General features: G+C 65.9%; 22 protein-coding genes. 8 read left to right on the plus strand and 14 right to left on the minus strand.

Annotated elements, in window-relative coordinates:
• Position 1: 1 nt before the first annotated feature.
• Positions 2-301 (minus strand): hypothetical protein, encoded by a 300-nt coding sequence (locus OOZ63_RS14415; protein WP_266006231.1) that lies wholly within the window; start codon positions 299-301, stop codon positions 2-4.
• Between the two features lie 152 nt (positions 302-453).
• On the opposite strand from OOZ63_RS14415, the gene OOZ63_RS14420 reads away from it, so the two are divergent.
• The gene (locus OOZ63_RS14420; protein ID WP_266006233.1) at positions 454-3,126 is read left to right on the plus strand and encodes a prolyl oligopeptidase family serine peptidase; all 2,673 of its coding nucleotides are present in this window, start codon (positions 454-456) and stop codon (positions 3,124-3,126) included.
• 7 nt (positions 3,127-3,133) lie between these two features.
• Here OOZ63_RS14420 and OOZ63_RS14425 read toward each other — a convergent pair whose 3' ends face one another.
• Both OOZ63_RS14425 and OOZ63_RS14430 read right to left on the minus strand, forming a co-directional pair.
• Positions 3,134-3,772, minus strand: coding sequence for a UPF0149 family protein (locus OOZ63_RS14425; RefSeq protein WP_266006235.1), 639 nt, complete (start codon positions 3,770-3,772; stop codon positions 3,134-3,136).
• Between the two features lie 23 nt (positions 3,773-3,795).
• The gene (locus OOZ63_RS14430) at positions 3,796-4,023 is read right to left on the minus strand and encodes a hypothetical protein (RefSeq protein ID WP_266006236.1); all 228 of its coding nucleotides are present in this window, start codon (positions 4,021-4,023) and stop codon (positions 3,796-3,798) included.
• Between the two features lie 75 nt (positions 4,024-4,098).
• Between OOZ63_RS14430 and OOZ63_RS14435 the strand changes: the two genes are divergently transcribed.
• Positions 4,099-5,016: an ion transporter gene (locus OOZ63_RS14435; RefSeq protein WP_266006237.1), complete on the plus strand. Its 918-nt coding sequence runs from the start codon at positions 4,099-4,101 to the stop codon at positions 5,014-5,016.
• On the opposite strand, the gene OOZ63_RS14440 is transcribed toward OOZ63_RS14435, so the two are convergent.
• Positions 5,006-5,923, minus strand: a complete 918-nt coding sequence (locus tag OOZ63_RS14440; RefSeq protein ID WP_266006238.1) for a DUF808 domain-containing protein — start codon at positions 5,921-5,923, stop codon at positions 5,006-5,008. The genes OOZ63_RS14435 and OOZ63_RS14440 overlap by 11 nt on opposite strands.
• A 125-nt stretch (positions 5,924-6,048) precedes the next feature.
• Between OOZ63_RS14440 and OOZ63_RS14445 the strand changes: the two genes are divergently transcribed.
• Together OOZ63_RS14445 and OOZ63_RS14450 are read left to right on the plus strand one after the other, a co-directional pair.
• Positions 6,049-6,915 (plus strand): transposase, encoded by an 867-nt coding sequence (locus OOZ63_RS14445; protein ID WP_266006239.1) that lies wholly within the window; start codon positions 6,049-6,051, stop codon positions 6,913-6,915.
• A 7-nt stretch (positions 6,916-6,922) separates the two neighbouring features.
• Positions 6,923-7,786 (plus strand): amidohydrolase family protein, encoded by an 864-nt coding sequence (locus OOZ63_RS14450; protein ID WP_416234734.1) that lies wholly within the window; start codon positions 6,923-6,925, stop codon positions 7,784-7,786.
• A 6-nt stretch (positions 7,787-7,792) separates the two neighbouring features.
• Here the strand turns inward: OOZ63_RS14450 and OOZ63_RS14455 are convergent, their stop codons facing one another.
• Complete coding sequence (locus OOZ63_RS14455; protein ID WP_266006240.1) at positions 7,793-8,680, minus strand: LysR substrate-binding domain-containing protein; 888 nt, start codon at positions 8,678-8,680, stop codon at positions 7,793-7,795.
• Between the two features lie 110 nt (positions 8,681-8,790).
• On the opposite strand from OOZ63_RS14455, the gene OOZ63_RS14460 reads away from it, so the two are divergent.
• Positions 8,791-9,765, plus strand: a complete 975-nt coding sequence (locus OOZ63_RS14460) for a tripartite tricarboxylate transporter substrate binding protein BugE (protein WP_266006241.1) — start codon at positions 8,791-8,793, stop codon at positions 9,763-9,765.
• A gap of 5 nt (positions 9,766-9,770) precedes the next feature.
• Positions 9,771-10,643 (plus strand): N-formylglutamate amidohydrolase, encoded by an 873-nt coding sequence (locus OOZ63_RS14465; protein WP_266006242.1) that lies wholly within the window; start codon positions 9,771-9,773, stop codon positions 10,641-10,643.
• Between the two features lie 105 nt (positions 10,644-10,748).
• Here the strand turns inward: OOZ63_RS14465 and OOZ63_RS14470 are convergent, their stop codons facing one another.
• Positions 10,749-11,279: an SRPBCC family protein gene (locus tag OOZ63_RS14470; RefSeq protein WP_266006243.1), complete on the minus strand. Its 531-nt coding sequence runs from the start codon at positions 11,277-11,279 to the stop codon at positions 10,749-10,751.
• Between the two features lie 88 nt (positions 11,280-11,367).
• Between OOZ63_RS14470 and OOZ63_RS14475 the strand changes: the two genes are divergently transcribed.
• Complete coding sequence (locus tag OOZ63_RS14475; protein WP_266006244.1) at positions 11,368-12,216, plus strand: phytanoyl-CoA dioxygenase family protein; 849 nt, start codon at positions 11,368-11,370, stop codon at positions 12,214-12,216.
• A 7-nt stretch (positions 12,217-12,223) separates the two neighbouring features.
• Here OOZ63_RS14475 and OOZ63_RS14480 read toward each other — a convergent pair whose 3' ends face one another.
• The 6 genes from OOZ63_RS14480 to OOZ63_RS14505 all read right to left on the minus strand — a co-directional run bounded on the left by OOZ63_RS14480 (position 12,224) and on the right by OOZ63_RS14505 (position 17,010).
• Positions 12,224-12,628, minus strand: a complete 405-nt coding sequence (locus tag OOZ63_RS14480) for a hypothetical protein (RefSeq protein WP_266006245.1) — start codon at positions 12,626-12,628, stop codon at positions 12,224-12,226.
• Between the two features lie 168 nt (positions 12,629-12,796).
• Entirely contained in the window at positions 12,797-14,170 is a 1,374-nt protein-coding gene (glmU, locus tag OOZ63_RS14485; protein ID WP_266006246.1) for a bifunctional UDP-N-acetylglucosamine diphosphorylase/glucosamine-1-phosphate N-acetyltransferase GlmU, read from the minus strand.
• A 45-nt stretch (positions 14,171-14,215) separates the two neighbouring features.
• A complete protein-coding gene (locus tag OOZ63_RS14490; protein WP_266006247.1) occupies positions 14,216-14,815 on the minus strand; it encodes a DUF4136 domain-containing protein in 600 nt (199 codons plus the stop codon).
• A 63-nt stretch (positions 14,816-14,878) separates the two neighbouring features.
• The gene (ttcA, locus tag OOZ63_RS14495; protein ID WP_266006248.1) at positions 14,879-15,820 is read right to left on the minus strand and encodes a tRNA 2-thiocytidine(32) synthetase TtcA; all 942 of its coding nucleotides are present in this window, start codon (positions 15,818-15,820) and stop codon (positions 14,879-14,881) included.
• Between the two features lie 10 nt (positions 15,821-15,830).
• Positions 15,831-16,226, minus strand: a complete 396-nt coding sequence (locus OOZ63_RS14500) for a dihydroneopterin aldolase (RefSeq protein WP_137943669.1) — start codon at positions 16,224-16,226, stop codon at positions 15,831-15,833.
• A gap of 1 nt (position 16,227) precedes the next feature.
• Complete coding sequence (locus OOZ63_RS14505) at positions 16,228-17,010, minus strand: SDR family oxidoreductase (protein WP_266006249.1); 783 nt, start codon at positions 17,008-17,010, stop codon at positions 16,228-16,230.
• A gap of 38 nt (positions 17,011-17,048) precedes the next feature.
• Between OOZ63_RS14505 and OOZ63_RS14510 the strand changes: the two genes are divergently transcribed.
• The gene (locus tag OOZ63_RS14510) at positions 17,049-17,579 is read left to right on the plus strand and encodes a hypothetical protein (protein ID WP_266006250.1); all 531 of its coding nucleotides are present in this window, start codon (positions 17,049-17,051) and stop codon (positions 17,577-17,579) included.
• Here the strand turns inward: OOZ63_RS14510 and OOZ63_RS14515 are convergent.
• Both OOZ63_RS14515 and msrP read right to left on the minus strand, forming a co-directional pair.
• Positions 17,566-18,183, minus strand: coding sequence for a sulfite oxidase heme-binding subunit YedZ (locus OOZ63_RS14515; RefSeq protein WP_266006251.1), 618 nt, complete (start codon positions 18,181-18,183; stop codon positions 17,566-17,568). The genes OOZ63_RS14510 and OOZ63_RS14515 overlap by 14 nt on opposite strands.
• A 1-nt stretch (position 18,184) precedes the next feature.
• On the minus strand, positions 18,185-19,159 hold the full coding sequence (gene msrP, locus OOZ63_RS14520) for a protein-methionine-sulfoxide reductase catalytic subunit MsrP (protein WP_266006252.1): 975 nt from the start codon (positions 19,157-19,159) through the stop codon (positions 18,185-18,187).
• Positions 19,160-19,198: the final 39 nt, after the last annotated feature.

Raw genomic sequence — 19,198 nt, forward strand, 5'->3', positions numbered from 1 at the left:
GCTAATGCGGTTTGCGCGGTTTGTCGAACTGCTTGGGGCGGTAGACGTTGCCGTCCCACTGGCCGCGGTCGGTGTCGGGGGCGCTGCGCTTGGCGCGGCTGATGGCTTCCATCGCGGCTTCGTGCGCGGCACGGCGGCGTTCGCGGGCATCGAAAGGGCTGATGGCGCGTTTTGAGATCCAGCGCCAGCTCTTGGCCCACCAGGCTTCCATGCGCAGCTGATGGCGCCGGCTCAAGCACATGTGCAAGGTCAGCACGAGGCAGATCGCGAGGCCGAGGCTGGCAAAGATCTTGACGAGCATGAGGCGGGCGGGTGGACCCAAGACGGGTAGTGCGGATATTAACTGAGAGACCTGCTGCCGCGCGCGCTTTGTCGATGTCTGGCGGCGGCAGCCGGGCCGCGCAACCCTAGAATCCCCCCCGCCCGAAGCACGGGCTGGTCGGAGTTAACGATTTGGCACGCTGGAAGTTCCTCTCTGTGGCTGCCGCCTTGCTGGCCGCGCTGTCCCTTAGCGCCAGCCCGCAGCCGGTGCTGGCCCAGAACCCGTCGGTGTTGACGCTGGAGTCGCTGTTTCGCGACAAGCCCTACCGGGGCGAGCCGGCCCGCGAGCTGGCCTTCAGCCGCAGCGGCCGCTATCTGGCGTATCTGTGGAATCCGCATGGCGAGCCCGGTAGCGATCTTTATGTGCATGACACGCGCAGCGGCAAGACGCTGCGCCTGACCTCGCCGGCGCTGATGCGGGACTACGAGGCGCCAGAGGATTTGGAACGATTCGAGAAGAAGCGCCTGCAGCGCGAGCGCGAGCAGGCCGAGCGCCAGGCCCGCGAGGAAGCCCAGTCTGCCTACCTGCGCGGCGAGGCGGTCGACCTGGCGCAGTGGGAAGTCGAGCAGATCGCGGCCCTGAAGCTGGAATTCGCCGAGAAGAACAAACGCGAGGACGCGCAGAAGTCCGCCGAAAAGGCCGAGGCCGACGCCGAGAAGCGCGCCGCCGAGGCCCTGGCCGCGCGGCGTGCCGGCAAGCCGGTGACGACCGCGCCGGCCGCCGCGCCGGCCAGTGCCGCGGCCTCGGCGCCTGAGAAGGAAAAGGAACTCTGGGAATGGCGCGACGAGCTGAAGAAGAAGCTCGCCAAGGACAAGCTCAAGCCGACTGACCTTTATCCCGGCGTCAGCGAGCTCGTCTGGGCGCGTCAGCGCGATGAGCTGATCTTCCAGTACCGCGGCGGCTTGTTCCGCTGGCAGGCCAACGGCAACCGCGTCACGTCCTTGCTGGGCACGCAGCGCCAGCTGCGCATCGTGGCCTACACGCCCGACGACCAGGGTTTTGTCTATATGGACGAGAGCCGGGTGCTGCGTGCGCGCTTTGCCGGCATGGCTGTGCAGGTGATCAACCGCGAACTGATCCATGCTGATGAGGACGAGGCGGCAAAGAAATACCGCATTGAGTCCACCGTGCTCAGCGAGGATGGCCGCTGGATGTCGCTCTTGGCGCGCGCGCCGCTGGTGCCGCCTGCCGGCGGCAGCGGCCCGGCGCCCAAACCCGGCCGCCAAGTTGAGATCATGAATTACGGCGAGCGCTTCGCGTCGGCCAAGAAAGTCGACCGCGAGGTCTCGGACAACAAGCGCATGCAGCAGCCGCTGGCGCTCTACGTCCGCCGGGTGCCGGGTCTTGACGGCGCACCGGCGCGCCAGCCGGCACCTGTCTTCACCCAGGCCGGCGGCGACGGCTGGTTTGAGATCAGCCCGGTGGCCTGGTCCCGCGACGGCAGCCACTACGCCTTCGCTACATGGGAGCGCGAGAAAGAGCTGCTGCGCGTCTACCTGGGCCGCGCCGAAGAGGGTACCAAGCCGGACATCGTGATCGAGCGGCGCGGCGACGTGCACCATGAGCTGGTCAATGTGTTCTCACCGCGCTTCACGCCGGACGGCAAGCGGCTGATCGCGCTGCTGTCCGACAATGACTTCCGCCAGCCCTGGGCCTGGGACATCGCGTCGCGCCAGCTCAAACCCCTGCTCAAGGGCGAGTTCGAGGCGCATCAGGTGCTGGGTTTCACGCCGGACAGCCGCGCGATGTTTGTCGCGGCCAACCGCGACGATGCGGCCGCGATGAACCTCTACAAAGTCGAGTTGGCCGACGGCGCAATGCAAGCGCTGGGTGCAGCGCCCGACTATCACCGCAATGCCGTGGTCTCGCAGGACGGCCGCTGGCTGGCCGCCAACGCCGGTCACTGGGCTCAGCGTCCCGAACTGAAGCTGATCTCCACGTTTCAGGGCCAGCCATCGCGAGTGCTGACCCAGAGCCATGACCCGGCTTGGGCCCAGGTGGACCGCTTGCGGCCCGAGCGTTTGAGCTTCAAGAATCGCTATGGCGACAGCATTGCGGCTTATGTGTTCAAGCCGTCTGGGTGGCAGGGCAGCGATCGCCGCCCGGCCGTGATCTACACCTATGGCGGCCCGCTGAACGATCGCCATTTGGTCGAGACCGACAGCTTCCAGCCGACAGGTTATCTGTTCGCGATGTACATGGCTGTGCGCCACGGCTATGTAATGGTGACGGTGGACCCACGCGGCCATTCCAACTACGGCGGCCGCTTCGCCGGCGCCAACTGGGAGCAGCCGGGCCAGCCTCAGACCGAGGACCTGGAGGACCTGCACCGCCATATGGTTGCGAAGCTTGGCGTCGATCCGGCGCGCGTGGGCTTGAACGGCTGGAGCTTTGGCGGCTTCCAGACCCAGTACACGATGTACACCAAGCCTGACTTGTTCGCCGCTGGCATTGCCGGCGCCGGTCCGACCGAATGGGAGAACTACAACAGCTGGTACAGCGGTCGCACCATCGGCCCGGTGGACCGCAAGAAGCCGGTGCTGCGCAAGTACTCGCTGCTGCCACTGGCCAAGGGTCTGAAGAAACCGCTGCTGCTGGTGCACGGTATGCTGGACCCGAATGTGCTGTACCAGGACACAGTCAATGTCTACCGAGCCCTGATGGAGGCCGGCAAGCAGCCCCTGGTCGATCTTTTCCTTGACCCCGATGGCGAGCACGCCATGGGCGGCGCGGTCAAGACCGTCGGCTTGCACCGCAAGTACGAGGCCTTCTGGCTGCAGCAGCTGGGCCGCGCCCAGCCCTGAGCATGGCTCAGGAGGCCTGTCGCGAGGCCAGCAGCTGTAGAACGTTGTCCGGCACCGCGCGGCTCAGCGCGTCGCGCTGCTGCGGGTCGGCCAGGCGGGCGGCGTCGAGTTCGCTGAGTTGCGATTCCTCGCTGCCCAGCAGCGTGACGGGCTCCAGCAGCGCAGCGGTCTCGGCGTTCTCGAACAATGGCTTCCAGGCGCCGGGCGCCAGGTCGACCGCGCTGAGAAAGCCCAGCGACCAGTCGCCGGCATCGGTCAGGTCCTGCTCATCCACTTCGGCGATGCTGAAGATCGGCTCCCAGGCCTCGGGGCGCGTGGCGGCCAGCTCCCACTGATGGGCGATGGCGCGCAGATGTCGCAGCACGAGCAGCATCACACGTTTTTTCTGCTTGCCGCTGACGAAGGGCCAGGTGTCGGGCTGGCCTTCCTCGCCGTCGCCGCCCCAGACCAGGGGCAGCCAGTCTGAGCCGGGCAGCTCGGCCAGTGGCTGCGGGCTCAGCAGCAGGCCGGACAGGTAGCCGTCCAGCGCCTCGATATTCATCGCGCCGTCGCTTGGCAGCCGGGACAGCATGTCATCCAGCGTCGACAGCTCCTCGTCGGAGAGGGGCAGGTTGTCGGACTGGGGGTTGTATTGGGGGTATTCCATCGCCCGATTGTCGCCGTTGTGGTTCAGAAGCGGCTCTTGGCCTTCTTGCCGTCGAATTCGGCCAGCTGGGCCTTCAGCAAGGCCATCAGCACTCGGGCGTTGGCCTCGGTCATGCTGATCAGGCTGCTGGGCTCGATCCCGTCGACCGGGGCTTTGGGCGTCACCAGTGCATCGACCTTGAACACCATCAGGCCGTTGATGGTGTTGGAGGCGGCTTTGAACTTCTGGATCTCGACATTGTGGATTTTCATGCGGCCATCCTCGTGAATCTGCAAAAACGCGGACCGGTATTAGACCTCAGCGCTTGCCGCTACATTCCAACAGCTATGCGAACCGATAACAACAGCCTGCGATCACCGCTTCAGCAACAACAGGCGGATCGCCTGGGTCGGCCGCTGTCGGGCTGGCGCCTGAAGGTCTACACCGTCATCTTCGAGGCCGATACGCGCGCCGGCCGTGCCTTCGACATGGCGCTGATCGCGCTGGTGCTGGCCAGCATCGCGGTGGTGATGCTGGAGAGCGTCGCGCCGATCAAGGCGCGCTGGGGTGGACTGTTCCGTGTGCTGGAGTTCGTCTTCACCGCGCTGTTCACGATCGAGTATGTGCTGCGTCTGGTCTGCGTGCGCCATCCTTGGCGCTATGCGCGCAGCTTCTACGGCATTGTCGATCTGCTGGCCGTGCTGCCCACCTATTTGGCGCTGTTCGCGCCGCAGCTGTACTTCTTGGTCGATGTGCGGGTGCTGCGCCTGCTGCGGGTGTTCCGAATTTTCAAGCTGGGTGCCTATGTGGCCGAGTATGCGATGCTGGCCCATGCACTGCGCGCCAGCGCGCGCAAGATCCTGGTGTTCCTGTCAGTGGTGCTGATGGTGGTGCTGATACTCGGCACAGTGATGTATGTGGTCGAGGGCCCGGGAAACGGCTTCACCAGCATCCCGACCAGCCTCTACTGGGCCATCTCCACCATCACGACGGTGGGCTTCGGCGACATCACGCCCAAGACCGATCTGGGCCGCGCGATCGCCTCGCTGATGATGCTACTGGGCTGGGGCGTGCTGGCCGTGCCGACCGGCATCGTCACCGCCGAGATGACGGCCCAGCGCCACGGCCGGCCGACGACGACGCGCAGCTGCCATGACTGCCTCAGCGAGGGACATCTGCCCGAGGCGCGCTTTTGCCGCGATTGCGGCGCCGAGCTGCCGCCCTACCTGCACGATGTGCCGGGCGGCAGCGAACTCAAGACTTGACCCCGCGCCAGAGTTTCTGAACGCCACTGACCAGACCCAGCGCGACCAGGCCGGCGACGATGCCCACGACGGCATCGGCCAGCAGACCCAGCAGGCCCTGGATGAAGCCGTTGCCGCTGATGCCTTGCACCGCATGATGGATCAGGTCGTGGGCACCCGGGATGCCGTGCGTCAGGATGCCGCCGCCGACCAGGAACATCGCCGCCGTGCCGGCCACCGACAAGGCCTTCATCAGCCAGGGCGCAGCCGCCAGTATCAGCGCGCCCAGCCGCTGCTGCAAGGCACCGGCCTGACGGCTCAGATAGAGCCCGGCATCATCGAGCTTGACGATGCCGGCCACTAAGCCGTAGACGCCCACCGTCATGAGCACGGCGATGGTGCTGAGCACCAGCACCCGGGTCGTGAAGTCGCTGGCCGCGACCGTGCCCAGCGTGATTGCGATGATCTCGGCCGACAGAATGAAGTCGGTGCGCACGGCCCCCTTGATCTTGTCGCGCTCTAGTGCCACCAGGTCGATGGCCGGGTTCTTGACGGCCTCGCTGAGCGCTTGCTCGTGAGCGGCATCCTCGGCACTGTGCAGAAACTTGTGGGCCAGTTTTTCGACCCCCTCGAAGCACAGAAAGGCACCGCCCAGCATCAGCAGTGGCGTCACGGCCCATGGTGCCCAGGCGCTGATGGCCAGCGCCGCCGGTACCAGGATCAGCTTGTTGATGAAGCTGCCCTTGGCGACGGCCCAGACCACCGGGAGCTCGCGCTCCGCAGCAACACCTGTCACCTGCTGGGCATTCAGCGCCAGATCGTCGCCAAGCACGCCGCTGGTCTTCTTGGCGGCGAGCTTGCTGAGCACGGCCACATCGTCGAGCACCGTGGTGATGTCATCGAGCAGGGCAAGCAGACTGGAGGCCATAGGTGGGTTCGGTCGCGGTGGTCAGGCCGAGTTTGTACCTCAAACAACGGACGTGCCGGTCGGCGGCGGGCCTCGACAACGGGGTCAGGCCTTGCCTTTTGGGGTTTGATGGCCTAAGTTCCCTCATGGCCAGACCCCCTCGCATCGAATTTGCCGGCGCAGTCTACCTGCTGAGCTCTCATGGCGAGCAGGGCGCGGCGATCTTTCGCGACGACGCCGACCGCAGCACCTTGCTGGCGGTGATGGCCCAGGCGGCCCAGCGCTTCGACGCCCAGGTGCTGGCCTACAGCTTTGCGGGCGATGCCTACCAACTGCTGATCTACACCCGTCAAGCCAATCTCTCGCGCCTGATGCGCCATCTCAACGGTGTCTACACGCAGAGCTTCAACCGCCGCCACGGCGGCACCGGCCCCTTGTTCCAGGGCCGCTTCAAGGCGGTGCTGGTGGACCGGGAGAGGCTGTTGCTCGATGCCTGCCGCTATGTCGATCTGAGCGTTGAGCGCCTTGGGTTGGTGCGGCGCGGCGTAGACTGGCCCTGGCACAGCCTGGGCGCGCACCTGGGCCAGCAGCTGGCGCCGGAATGGCTTGATGTGCAAGGTCTGTTCAGCCATGTGCTCGGCCGCGAGGCCCGGGGCGTGGCCGACCGCAAGCGAGCCGCCGAGCGCTACGCCAAGTTGTTGGCGGCCGAGCCTGGGCTGGACATCTGGGTCCATCTGCGCCACCAGATCTTTCTAGGCGACGAGGCCTTTGCCCAGCGCATGCTGGCCCAGGTCGGCGGCGCGGGCCGGGTGGCCAGGTCACCGCGCAAGGCTTTGGCGCCCAAGGCCTTTGCGCAGTGGCGGCGAGACAGTGCCTCGCGCGAGCAGGCCTTGTACCGCGCCCATACCGAGGGCGGCCTGTCGATGACGGTGCTGGCCGGCGAGCTGGGTCTTTCGGTGTCGCGCATCAGCCGGCTGATCGCCGGTCACGAGCGCAGTCTGAGTGCATCGTGAGCTAGTCTTGAGTGCTTCACGCTACAGCGCCTGCGTGCTCGCCTCGCTGGCCTTTTGGGGCTGCGCTACGCAGGCCGCGCCTTACGAGGGCCCGCTGTTCGATGCCCATCTGCACTACAACGACGAGGCCCAGGGCCCGCATCCGCTGCCTGATATGCTGGGCCGGATACAGCGCAGCGGCGTGCGCGCCATCGTCGCGAACAGCCGGCCCAACACCGGCACGCTGAGCCTGGCCGGGGCTGGCGAGGCGACCCGCGCGGCCGGCCTGCGGGTCGTGCCCTTTGTGCGTCTGTACCGCAACCGCGCCGACTACAGCGGCTGGTTTGCCGACCCGAGCATCTACCAGATGGTGCTGGATGAGCTCAAGCGCGGCACGCCGGCCGGTCCCTATCGCGGCCTGGGCGAGTTCCATCTCTACGACAGCGCCAATGCCGATGGCCCGGTGGCACGTCAGTTGATGCAGTTGGCGGGCGAGCGAGGGTTGGTGGTCTTGGCCCATGTCGACGATGCCGCGATCGAAAAGCTGATGGTCCATGCACCGAAGGCGCGGCTGATCTGGGCCCATACCGGCATTGGCGGCGTGCCGATCACGCGGGTGCGCGAGCTGCTCAAGCGCTACCCGAGCCTGCTGGGCGAACTGTCCTACCGGCCCGGCCTGACCGAGAACGGCCGCCTCAGCGCGGACTGGCGGGCCCTGCTGAGCGAGCAGCCCGAGCGCTTCCTGATCGGCTCGGACACCTGGGTCAACCAGCGCTGGCAGCATTACGAAGCCCTGATGAGCGAGGCCCGCCAATGGCTGGGCGAGCTGCCGATCGAAGCTGCGCGCAAGATCGCCTGGGGCAATGGCGCGGCACTGTTCGGGCTGGAGTAGCTGGGGCTAGCTGCCTTGCGCGAGCAGCCATTGGCGCAAGCTGCGCAGCGCTCGCTGCGACTGACTGGCGCGGCGGGTGCAGAGCATGTAGCCGCGGCTGATTTGCACCGGCTGCTCAAACGGAACGACGATGCGGCCGGCGGCCAGCTCATCGTCGATCAGGCAGCGCTGCACGACGGCCACGCCCAGGCCGGAGACGACCGCCTGCACCAGCATCGCCACCTGCTCGAAATCGGCGCTGGGCTTGAGCTGAGCGCCCAGCACACCGACCGCTTCCAGCCATTGCCGCCAGTTGTCCGGATAGTTGCTGTGATAGAGCAGGGGCCGGCTTAGCAGATCGGCCGGCTCGCGCAGCGCCTGGCGGCCACGCAGCTCCTGCGGGCGGCAGATCGGAACAATGTCGCGACCGACGATGTACTCGGCCGTGACTGCGGCCGGCCACAGGTCCTCGCCTGGGCGCAGCCAGGCGTCGACATCGGGGTCGCCGAAGTCCTCGTCGCGCCGGTAGGGCGCCAGGCTCAAGGCAATCTGCGGATGCAAGGCCTGCCAGTCGGGCAGGCGCGGGATCAGCCATTTGGTCGCCAGTGTCGGGGCCACCGAGATGCGCAGCCGTGTCGGCCCCTCGGCTGCGCGCTGCGCCACCGCTGCCGACTCCAGCGTTTGCAGCGCCGGCTCAATCAGTTCCAGATAGCTACGGCCCACCGGCGTCAGCTCGTTGCCGCGCGGCTGGCGTAGCAGCAGGCTTTGCCCCAGATGCTCTTCGAGCCGGGCGACGGCGCGGCTGACCGCACCCTGGGTCACGCACAGCAGCTCGGCCGCCTTCGAGAAACTGCCGAGCCGGGCGGTCGCGGCAAAGGCATGCAGTTCATGCAAAGAGGGGGAGCGGATGCGCATGGCCGGATTTTGCTATGAGTGTTGCGCATGCCTGCGTGAGAAATTGTCGCCTCATGCGCAGATCGCAGGTCAGAGAATCGCGGCTCTTGTTCAACACCTCAGCCCCTCCCATGCGCCCTCACCGCCGCCCCCTGCTGGCCCTTTGTGCTGCTCTGCTGCTCGTCTCGCCGCTGGCGGCTCTGGCTGAGTATCCGGACAAGCCGGTCAAGCTGATCGTGCCCTTCGCGGCAGGTGGCTCCACCGATATGGTGGCGCGTCTGCTCGCCGAGAAGATGGGCCCTTTTCTGGGTAAGACCGTGGTGGTCGAAAACCGCGGAGGTGGTGGCGGTACCTTGGGCACCGATGCGGTGGCCAAGGCCGCGCCGGACGGCTACACCATCGGTATGGCGACGCAAAGCACCCACGGCGCGAACCCGGCCGTCTACACCAAGCTGCCCTATGACGCCGTGAAGGATTTCGCCCCCATCACCAACGTGCTGGCCGTACCCAGCGTCTTCGTCGTTCACCCCAGCGTGCCTGCCAAGACCATGAAGGAGTTCATTGCGCTGGCCAAGGCCTCGCCGGGCAAGTACAGCTTCGCCTCGCCGGGCAATGGCTCGCTGGGACATGTGAACATCGAGCAGTTCATGGACCTGGCCGGCATTGAGCTGCTGCACATCCCCTACAAGGGCGCGGGCCAGGCCTCGACCGATGCTCTGGCCGGTGTCGTCAATGCGATGACCGACAACCTGCCCTCGACCCTACCCCATATCAAGGCCGGTAGGCTGCGCGCGCTGGCCGTGCTGGCGCCTCAGCGGGCGGCGGTGCTGCTTGAGGTGCCGACCTACAAGGAGCTGGGCTTTGCCGAGATGGCCGAGGGCGGTTGGTTCGGCTTGGTAGCGCCGGCGGGCACGCCGCCGGCGGTGCTGAAGAAGCTGCACGAGGCGGCCCACAAGGCGATGCAGACGCCGGAGTTCAAGGAGAAGGCCGCGTCGATCTCCGGCATCCCGATGGCCAACAGCCCCGAGCAGTTTGCCGTGCAGATCCGCGCCGCGCTGGACAAATATCAGCGTATCGTCACCAAGGCCAAGATCCGCCTGGACTGATCACGATGCGCTTTACGCCCGACACCGCGTTCCGCCTGCAGATGCCCGAGGGGCAAGAGCTGCCTTTGGTCTGCGACTCGCCGCACAGCGGCATCGACTACCCGGATGACTTCGGCAGCTGCCTGCCGCCGCTGACGCTGCGCCGCGGCGAGGACACCCATGTGGACGTGCTCTGGCAGGCCGCGCCGGCTCAAGGCGCGACGCTGCTGGCGGCACGCTTTCCGCGCAGCTACATCGACCCCAACCGTGAGCTCGCCGACCTTGATCCGGCGCTGCTGGCGCAGCCCTGGCCCGAGCCGCTGGCGCCCGGCGAGAAGACCCGGCTGGGCTATGGCCTGATCTGGCGCCAAGTGGCCAAAGACCGGCTGATCTACGCGCGCAAGCTCTCGGTGGCCGAGGTGCAGGCCCGCATCGACAATTGCTGGAAGCCCTATCATGCGGCGCTTGACGCGGCGGTCGAGCGCGCCCATGCCCGCTTCGGCGCGGTCTGGCATCTGAACCTGCACTCGATGCCCAACAATGCATTTGAACGCCTGGGCCTGGCGCGCAGCGATGCGCTGGCCGACTTCGTGCTGGGCGACCGCGACGGCACGACCTGCGAGCCGGCCCTGCTGGATGTGATCGAGGCCAGCCTGCGCAGCCACGGCTACAGCGTCGCGCGCAACGATCCCTACAAGGGCGTGGCCCTGATCGGGCGCATCGGCCGGCCGGCCGAGCGGCGCCACAGCCTGCAGATCGAGATCCGCCGCCCGCTGTATATGGACGAGCTCAGCCGCGAGCGCAACGCCGGCTTCGAGCCGCTGCGGCAATGCCTGACGGCGACGCTGGCCGCAGTGGCCACCCATGTGCGCAGCCAGGTGCGAAGCCACCTGCGCTGAACTGTCCCCGCCCGCTGTGGACAAGTTCGTGGGCAAGCTGCCCACAGCGGCGTCAAGTGATTGATTCCTAAGGGGATTGCTTGGTCTGCTGCAATATGAGGCAGGCTAGGTTTTCTCGGCCAGCGCCTTCAGATTGGCCAGGCCTGCTTCAAAGTCGGGGCCGACCATACGGTCGCCGAACAGAGCCAGCCAGCGGAACAGCGGGTTGGCGCCCATATCGCCGTTCATCACCCAACTGATCCGCGTGCCCGTGCCACTGGGCTCTAGGCGCAGTTCGCCCTGCGAGGTGGTGCCGAAATCGGGGAAGAACAGCTCGTAGCCCAGGCGCTTGCCGGGTTCGGCGGTGGTGAAAGTCATGCGGCCGTCGCCCTCGCTCTTGCTTTTCCAGGCCCACACGGCGCCGCTGCCCGACTCCGGGCCGCTGTACTCGATCTGCATCGCAGGGTCGCGCTGGTTCCACACCGACCATTGCTTCCAGTGGCGCGGGTTGGCCACCAGCACATAGATCTTGTCCGGCGCGGCCTGGATCTGTGCCGTGCGCGTCACAGTGAACTTGGACGACAGCAGCAGGCCGCCCAGCAGCAGCACCGCGAACAGACCCATCAGCAAAACAGCGAGTGCTTTCAGCAGTTTCATGTTGATCTCCTGGCTGGCCAGCTGGCGACTTTGCCACGCCGGCGGCAAGGGGGACAGGCCCTAAACTGCAGTCCACCAGGAGTGAACCATGCTGAGCCAAGAACAGAAAACTAAGTTTGACGAACAGGGCTTCCTGATACTGCCCCATTTCAAGAATGCCGCCCAGATCGCCGCGCTGCGTGAGCGCGCCGAGGCCCTGGTCGAGGCCTTCGACCCTGCCGCGCAGCGCGCCATCTTCACGACGCAGGAGCAGGAGCGCAACGTCGACGACTACTTCCTCGACTCCGACGACAAGATGCGCTGCTTTTTCGAGGAGGAGGCCTTCGATGCCCAGGGCCGGCTGCGCCAGGCTAAAGCCTTGTCGATCAACAAGATCGGCCATGCGATGCATGACCTGGACCCGGTGTTCCGGGAGTTTTCCAGCGGCCCGGCGCTGGCGGCCGTGGCCCGCGATGTGGGCCTGAGCCGGCCACAGGTCTGGCAGTCCATGTATATCTTCAAGCAGCCGGGAATAGGTGGCGAGGTGCGCTGGCACCAGGACGCCAGCTTCTTCGACAGCGACCCCATCACCGTGACGACCTTCTGGTTCGCGCTGGAGGATGCGACGCGCGACAACGGCTGCCTGTGGGCCGAGCCGGGGGGCCATCGCGGGCCTCGTGGCGTTTTGCGCGAGCGCTTTGTGCGCGAAGGCCGGCGGGCCTGGATGGAGACGCTGGACGAAACGCCCTGGCCCTCGGTTGATGCGCTGGCCGAGCCGCTGGAGGTCGAGGCCGGCGCACTGGTGCTGTTTCATGGCCTGTTGCCGCACTACAGCGCGCCGAACCGCTCGGCGCACTCACGCCATGCCTACACATTGCATGTGACCGATGCGGCCAGCACCTATTCGCCGCGCAACTGGCTGCAGCGCGGGCCGCAGTTGCCGGTTCGAGGTTTCTGACGCTGACTCAGTGAAGCAGAGTCGCAGGTCGGTCCGGATCGGAGCGCTCGCGCCAGGCTTCCTGGGTTTGCTCGCGGGCGGCTTGCAACTGCTGGCATAGCTCGAACACGCCCAGGCCATCGGCCTCACCGGCCACCGCATCCGGTGTGGCGACGGTAGCCAGCGCCGGCAGATCGGCCAGCGCGCCCAGCAGTTCGAAAAGCAGCTCCAGACCCGGCTCGCCGCCAGGCTCCAGCTGGCGCGCCGCGCCCAGGCTGCGACACAGATACCAACAGGCGCTGGCGGCGTCGTCGCAGCGGGCATGCTCCAGCGCCAATTGCTCCAGCGCCGCGCTGCGCTCGGCCGAATCCTCATCGACCTCGGCCCGGCACTCATCCAGGCCTTGCCAGGTGGAGTCGTGTTCAGACTGCACGGAGGTGCCAGCTCGTTGTCGGTTCGGGATCGCCATGACTGCAGGCCTTGAAGAAGGAGAAACTGCTGCCAATGCTAGGCATCGGACTGTCCTGCAGCTGTCCCTTGTTCATGGTTGTTGAGGGTTATTGGCGAGCATGGCCATGGATTCTCGTGCATTTGTCACGGCTTAGCGCTTTTTGCTCGGGCGAGTCCAGCCGGCGATGCCGACTTGTTTGCCGCGCGCAACAGCCAGCTCGCCGGCTGCCACCGGCTTGGTGATCGTGGAGCCGCCGCCAATCGTCGCGCCGGCGCCTATCTCGACGGGAGCTACCAGCACACAGTTGCTGCCCACATGCACATCGGCGCCGATCACCGTGCGGTGCTTGTTGGCGCCGTCGTAATTGGCGGTGATGGAGCCGGCACCGTAGTTGACCCGCTCTCCCACGGTGGCGTCGCCCAGATAGGCCAAGTGGTTGGCCTTGGCCCCCTTGGCCAGGGTCGAATTCTTGACCTCGACAAAGTTGCCGATATGGACCTCGGCGCCCAGCTCGGCGCCGGGGCGCAGCCGTGCGAACGGGCCAATCAGCGCGCCCTCGCCGACTGTGACGCCCTGAGTCTCGCCGTCGATATGGGTGAACTCATGGATGCGGGCGCCAGCCGCGATGCGGGCATTGCGGATCACGCAGTTGGCGCCGATGCGTACGCCGTCGCCGAGCACGACCTGACCCTCGAAGACGCAGTTGACATCAATCTCGACATCCTGGCCGCAGCTCAGCGAGCCGCGCAGATCGAAACGCGCCGGATCGGCCAGGCGCACGCCGGCCTCTAGCAGCGCACCGGCCTGCAGATGCTGGAAGCGGCGCTCCAGATCGGCCAGCTGCAAGGGGCTGTTGACGCCCAGCACCTCGGTCTCGCTGCCGGTCTTGACGCTGACCACGGGCACGCCCTCGGCCACGGCCATTGCGACGATGTCAGTCAGGTAGTACTCGCCCTGGACGTTGTCGTTCGTCAAGGCCCCGACCCAGCGCTTGAGCGCCGCCGTCGGCGCGGCCATCATGCCGGTGTAACACTCGCGGATCTGGCGCTGCTCGGGCGTGGCGTCTTTGTGCTCGACGATGGCCTTGACCTTCTCACCCTCGCGCACGATGCGGCCATAGCCGCTCGGGTCGCTGTACTCGATGGTCAGCAGCACCAGCTTCTCGCCGGCGCAGGCCTCGACCAGCTGGCGCGTCGTCGCGGCACTGATCAGGGGCGTGTCGCCGTTGAGTATCAAGGTGCTGCCGCTGTCGGGCAAATGGGGTACGACCTGCTGAATCGCATGGCCGGTGCCGAGCTGGGGCATCTGGCGCACAAAGCCGATGTCAGGACCGGCAACCGCCGCCTCGACCTGCTCGGCGCCATGGCCGGTGATCACAAGGCGCTGGGCAGCGCCCAGCTCGGCCGTCGTGTCCAGCACATGCCTCAGCAGAGGGCGCCCCGCCAGCTTGTGCAGGACCTTGGGCAGGGTGGACTTCATGCGGGTGCCCTTGCCCGCGGCCATGATGACCAAGTTCAACGTCATAGCGATCAGCGCGGTTTGAGAAGCCGCGATTATCGACGACGCTGCTTACCGAACTCTTTGCACCGCGATCGCGTGCGGCTCGGGGCGTGTGTTCGGGAAGTCGCTCATCGCGGCCTCGAACATCGCGCTGATCAGGTCGGCATCGCCCTGGGTCAGCCCGTCATTGCTGGCGCGGGCCTCGTACAGCGGCTCGCTGCTGCCACGGTCGCGCAGCAGCAGAGCCACCTCGCGGTCGTAGCGGCGGTCCCCCGGGTAGTGCATCGGGTAGTAGTAGCGCCCCATGCGGCCATAGCGCCAGGCGTTGATATTGCCGTGCCAGCGCCACCACAGCGGGTCGTCCCAGGGCGCGCGCTCCTGTGCGCTGACCCGCACGCCCAGTGCCACCAGCACATCGGCACTCTTGGCATCGGCGGCGGGCCTGAAGCCGGCTTTCTCCAGCGCCACGCGGGCGGCATCTTCAAGCTCGGTTTGGCGCGAGCCTTCTTGCTGCTGCGAGGGCAGGCGCTCGAAGGCATAGCTGCCGGGCGCTCGTCCTGCCGGCCAGGTGCCGAAGGTGCTGACCTCGGAGCGTATCGTGTAGGGGCCGCTGCAGGCACTCAGGGCCGCCAGGGCCACAGCGCTCAACAAGAGGTGACGTCGCTTCATGATGATTCTTGCCTCCTTGGTAAGCGCCTATTCTGAACCGCTCTTGTTAGCCGCGTGTAAAGCTCAGTCTTCTTCGCGGTGAAGCTTGATCACAGAGGCTGGCGCGGCCGGGCTTGCGCAGGCTTCGTCCTCGTCGAAGGCGATGTCGCCGTCGGGCTCGGGTTGGCCGCTGGCCTTGATGGTTTCAAAGGGGAAGAGCTTGCGGTCCATCATGTGTGAGGGCACGATATTGCTCATTGCGGTGAACATGTTCTCGACCCGTCCCGGGAAGCGGCGGTCCCAGTCATTGAGCATGGCTTTGACCTGCACGCGCTGCAGATTTTCCTGACTGCCGCAGAGATTGCACGGGATGATGGGGAACTCGCGGTGCTCGGCCCAGCGCACCAGGTCCGGCTCGCGCACATAGGCCAGCGGCCGTATCACAACGTTCCTGCCGTCATCGCTGACCAGCTTGGGTGGCATGCCCTTCATTCGGCTGCCGAAGAACATATTCAGGAACAAGGTCGTGACGATGTCGTCGCGGTGGTGGCCCAGCGCGATCTTGGTGGCGCCGATTTCCTCCGCCACGCGGTAGAGAATGCCGCGACGCAGCCGCGAGCACAGGCTGCAGGTGGTCTTGCCTTCCGGGATCAGGCGCTTGACGATGGAGTAGGTGTCCTGCTCCTCGATATGGAAGTCCACACCGCGGCTTTTGAGATAGACCGGCAGGATGTCTTCCGGGAAGCCAGGCTGCTTCTGGTCGAGGTTGACCGCGACGATGTCGAACTTGATTGGCGCGCGCTGTTTCAGGTTGATCAGGATGTCCAGCAGCGAATAGCTGTCCTTGCCGCCCGACACGCAGACCATGACCTTGTCACCGTCTTCGATCATATTGAAGTCGGTGATGGCCTGGCCGACCTGTCGATGCAGGCGCTTGGAGAGCTTGTTGATCTCCAGCGCGGCCTTCTTGTCGGCCTCGTTGCTGGTAGTCGGTGCTTCGGCTTGGGCGAGCAGGGTGTCGCTCATGGCTTGATCCTTACGATTGCTTGAGGCCGAAGACCTCGACGCCGACCGCGTCGCAGTCGGGGTAGACATCGGGCTTTTCTGTGGAGACGCGGGCCGCCTTGACTCGCGGATGCGCGAGCATCAGGGCCAGGATGTCGTCGCACAACGTCTCCTGCAGATGGATATGGCCGCGGCCGACGCGCTCGGCGATGGTGCGGCGCATGAAGTCATAGTCGACCACCTCGTGCAGCTCGTCAGCGGTCGGTGTCGACTGGGCCAGCGGGATGTAGAGATCGACATTGATCAGCACCCGCTGCTCGCCCTTCTTCTCGAAGTCGTGCACGCCGATGTTGATCCAGACCTCGTAGTCGCGCAGAAACAGGCGGCGGCAGTCGAGCAGGGCCGGGTGGGCAAGAGGGCTGTGCATATCAAAGGCCTTGTTCGGTCTTGGGGGTCAGGAACATCACGTCGCGGGCCTGGGCCGCAAGATGCTGGCCGCCATCGACCAGCAGCGTCGTGCCGGTGATGGCCGGCGATTCCAGCAGAAAGCGCACGCTGCGCGCTATGTCGGTGGGGGTGGAGGAGTAGTGCAGCGGCGTCAGTCGGTGGGCGGCGCTGAACTCGGCCTCGTTCATCGGGCCCGAGGCCAGCGTCACGCCCGGCGCGATGCCGCAGACCCGCAGCCTTGGCGCCAGAGCCTGTGCCAGCAAGGTGTTGCAGGTTTCCAGTGCGGCCTTGGACAGGGTGTAGGAAAGATAGTCCGGATTCGGGTTCCAGAGCTTCTGATCCAACACATTGACGACGCAGGCCTGGCTTTGCTGAGTGGCCGCCTGGCGATGCAGCGCGCGTGCCAGCACGATCGCTGGTGCGGTATTGGCGCGCCAGTGTGCGTCCATGCGGGCATAGCTGAAGCTCTCGACGTCGTCATACTCGAACAGCGAGGCATTGTTGACGACGGCGTCGAGCCGGCCGAAGTGAGTGCTCACGGCTGGCACCAGGGCCTCACACTGTGCTTCATCTGCCAGGTCGGCGCAGAAGGCCTGGGCTGTTGCGCCAGCGGCTCGCAACTCCACCAGCAGATGGTGAGCCTCGTCAGCCGATTGGCGGTAGTGCACGGCGATGTGGTAGCCCGCGGCGGCCAATTCCATGGCCATAGCACGCCCAAGGCGGCGGGCGCCGCCGGTGATCAGGACAACAGAGCGAGGACTCATGCAAGGCAATTCTGGTGGGTGTGGGCGGGCGCAGGCTGTTGGACAATCGGCTCGGCTTCACTCTCGCCCCGATCATCGCCATCATGACCAACGTTGCCGAAGCTCCGAAAACCCACCTCACCGAACCGCTATTGAGCACGGTGCGCCAGCTTTACGGAGAGGCACAGCAATGGACGCGCCATTACGAGCAATTGATTGTCAACGCCAACACGCTGATTATCTCAGCTGCGGCGATTTTTGTCGGCCAGTCACTGGGCGAGCACCTTTCTGCGATGCAGTCGCGCCTGCTGCTGCTGGTGCCGTTGGCCATCGCGCTGGTTGGCGTGGTGCTGACCCAGACGCTATTCAGGCTCTATGCGCAGTGCATTGAGCGTTTGATTCGCTACGAAGGCTTGCTGGGCTGTTTCGATGTACAGCTTGGCCAGTCGCTTGACGGCCAAGGCTCGCTGATCGCATCGTCCTTGCAGCAAAAGCCCGTGCGACGTCCAACGTCGGTGAGGTTCTTTCTCTGGCTGCACGGGTTGCTGGCCCTGAGTTACTTGGTGCTCATGTGGTTCAGACAGCTTTGAGCCGGCTCTTGAGCGTCCGCCAGGCCCGCCAGCCCAGCAGCAGGGTCAACACGGCCAGATAGACCAGCGGTTCGGTGAAGTTGTTCTTGCCGGCGCGTAGCCACAGAAAGTGCGCGACCGCCACCAGGCTCAGCAGGTAGATGGCCTTGTGCAGCGCCTGCCAGCGCTTGGCGCCGAGCGTCTTGATCGCGCGGTTGAACGAGGTCAGCGCCAGCGGCAGCATCAGCAGCCAGGTCGTGAACCCCAGGAGTATGAAGGGCCTCTTGGCGATGTCGAGGGCGATCTCGCCCAGATCCAGGCCCTGGTCTAGCCAGCCGTATGCCAGCAGATGCAGGCTGGCATAGAAGAAGGCAAACAGGCCCAGCATGCGCCGAAAGCGCGCCAGCGCCGGCTGGCCGCTGATCACCCGCAGCGGCGTGATCGCCAGCGTGATGCAGATGAAGCGCAGCGCCCAGTCGCCCAGGCCGCGTATCAGCGCCTCGGCCGGGTTCGCGCCCAGGGTGTTGGCGATGGCGCCCCATAGCAGGTCTGCGAAGGGCAGCAGGCAGAGCAGGAACAGCAGGGGCTTGGCTGCAGGGTGCAGCCACCACGAGCGTCGTGCCACGTCAGTAGAACTTCTTCAGATCCATGCCCGCATAGAGTTGGCCGACCTGAGCCTCGTAGCCGTTGAACATCAGCGTCGGGCGCTTCTTCGCGAACAGCCCGTCCTCGCCGATGCGGCGTTCGGTGGCCTGGCTCCAGCGCGGGTGGTCGACCTTGGGGTTCACGTTCGAGAAGAAGCCGTATTCCTGGGCCGCTGCGCGGGTCCAGCTGGACACTGGCTGCTTCTCGACAAACCGGATCTTGACGATGGACTTTGCGGACTTGAAGCCGTACTTCCAGGGTACGACCAGTCGCACCGGCGCGCCGTTCTGGTTCGGCAGCACCTCGCCATACATGCCGAAGGCCAGCATCGCCAGTGGCTGCATGGCCTCGTCGATGCGCAGGCCCTCGGTATAGGGCCAGTCCAGCACGCCCGAGCGCAGGCCCGGCATCTGGGCCTTGTCGGCCAGGGTGACGAACTCGACGTACTTGGCCTTGGAGGTAGGCTCCACCTTCTTGATCAGCTCGGCCAGCGAATAGCCGACCCAGGGGATCACCATGGACCAGCCCTCGACGCAGCGCAGCCGGTAAATACGCTCCTCCATCGGGCTGAGCTTGAGCAGCGCGTCGAGGTCAAATAGGCCGGGCTTGCCGACCTCTCCCTCGACCGCCACGGTCCAGGGCCGGGTCTTCAGCGTGCCGGCAGCGCGCGCGGGGTCGGCCTTGTCGGTGCCGAACTCGTAGAAGTTGTTGTAGGTGCTGGCATCCTTGAAACTGGTGGGCTTCTCCATGGTCAGTGCGCCGGGGAGGGCGCTCTTGGCGCCAGGCAGCTTGGCTGCAGACTGGGCCAGCGCCTCACGCCCGGCCCAGCCGGCCAGTGCCGCTCCGGCCGCACCGCCGGCCATCAGGCGCAGCCAGTCGCGCCGGCTCTCGTAGACGGCTTGCGGGGTGATCTCGGTGGGCGCAATGCGCCCGAAACGGTCGGAATGGAAATGCATGGCGGCTCTTTCGGTGCGGGAATGCACCTTCAGTCGGAC

The sequence above is a fragment of the Paucibacter sp. PLA-PC-4 genome, from assembly GCF_026241155.1.
Classification (GTDB): domain Bacteria; phylum Pseudomonadota; class Gammaproteobacteria; order Burkholderiales; family Burkholderiaceae_C; genus Roseateles_E.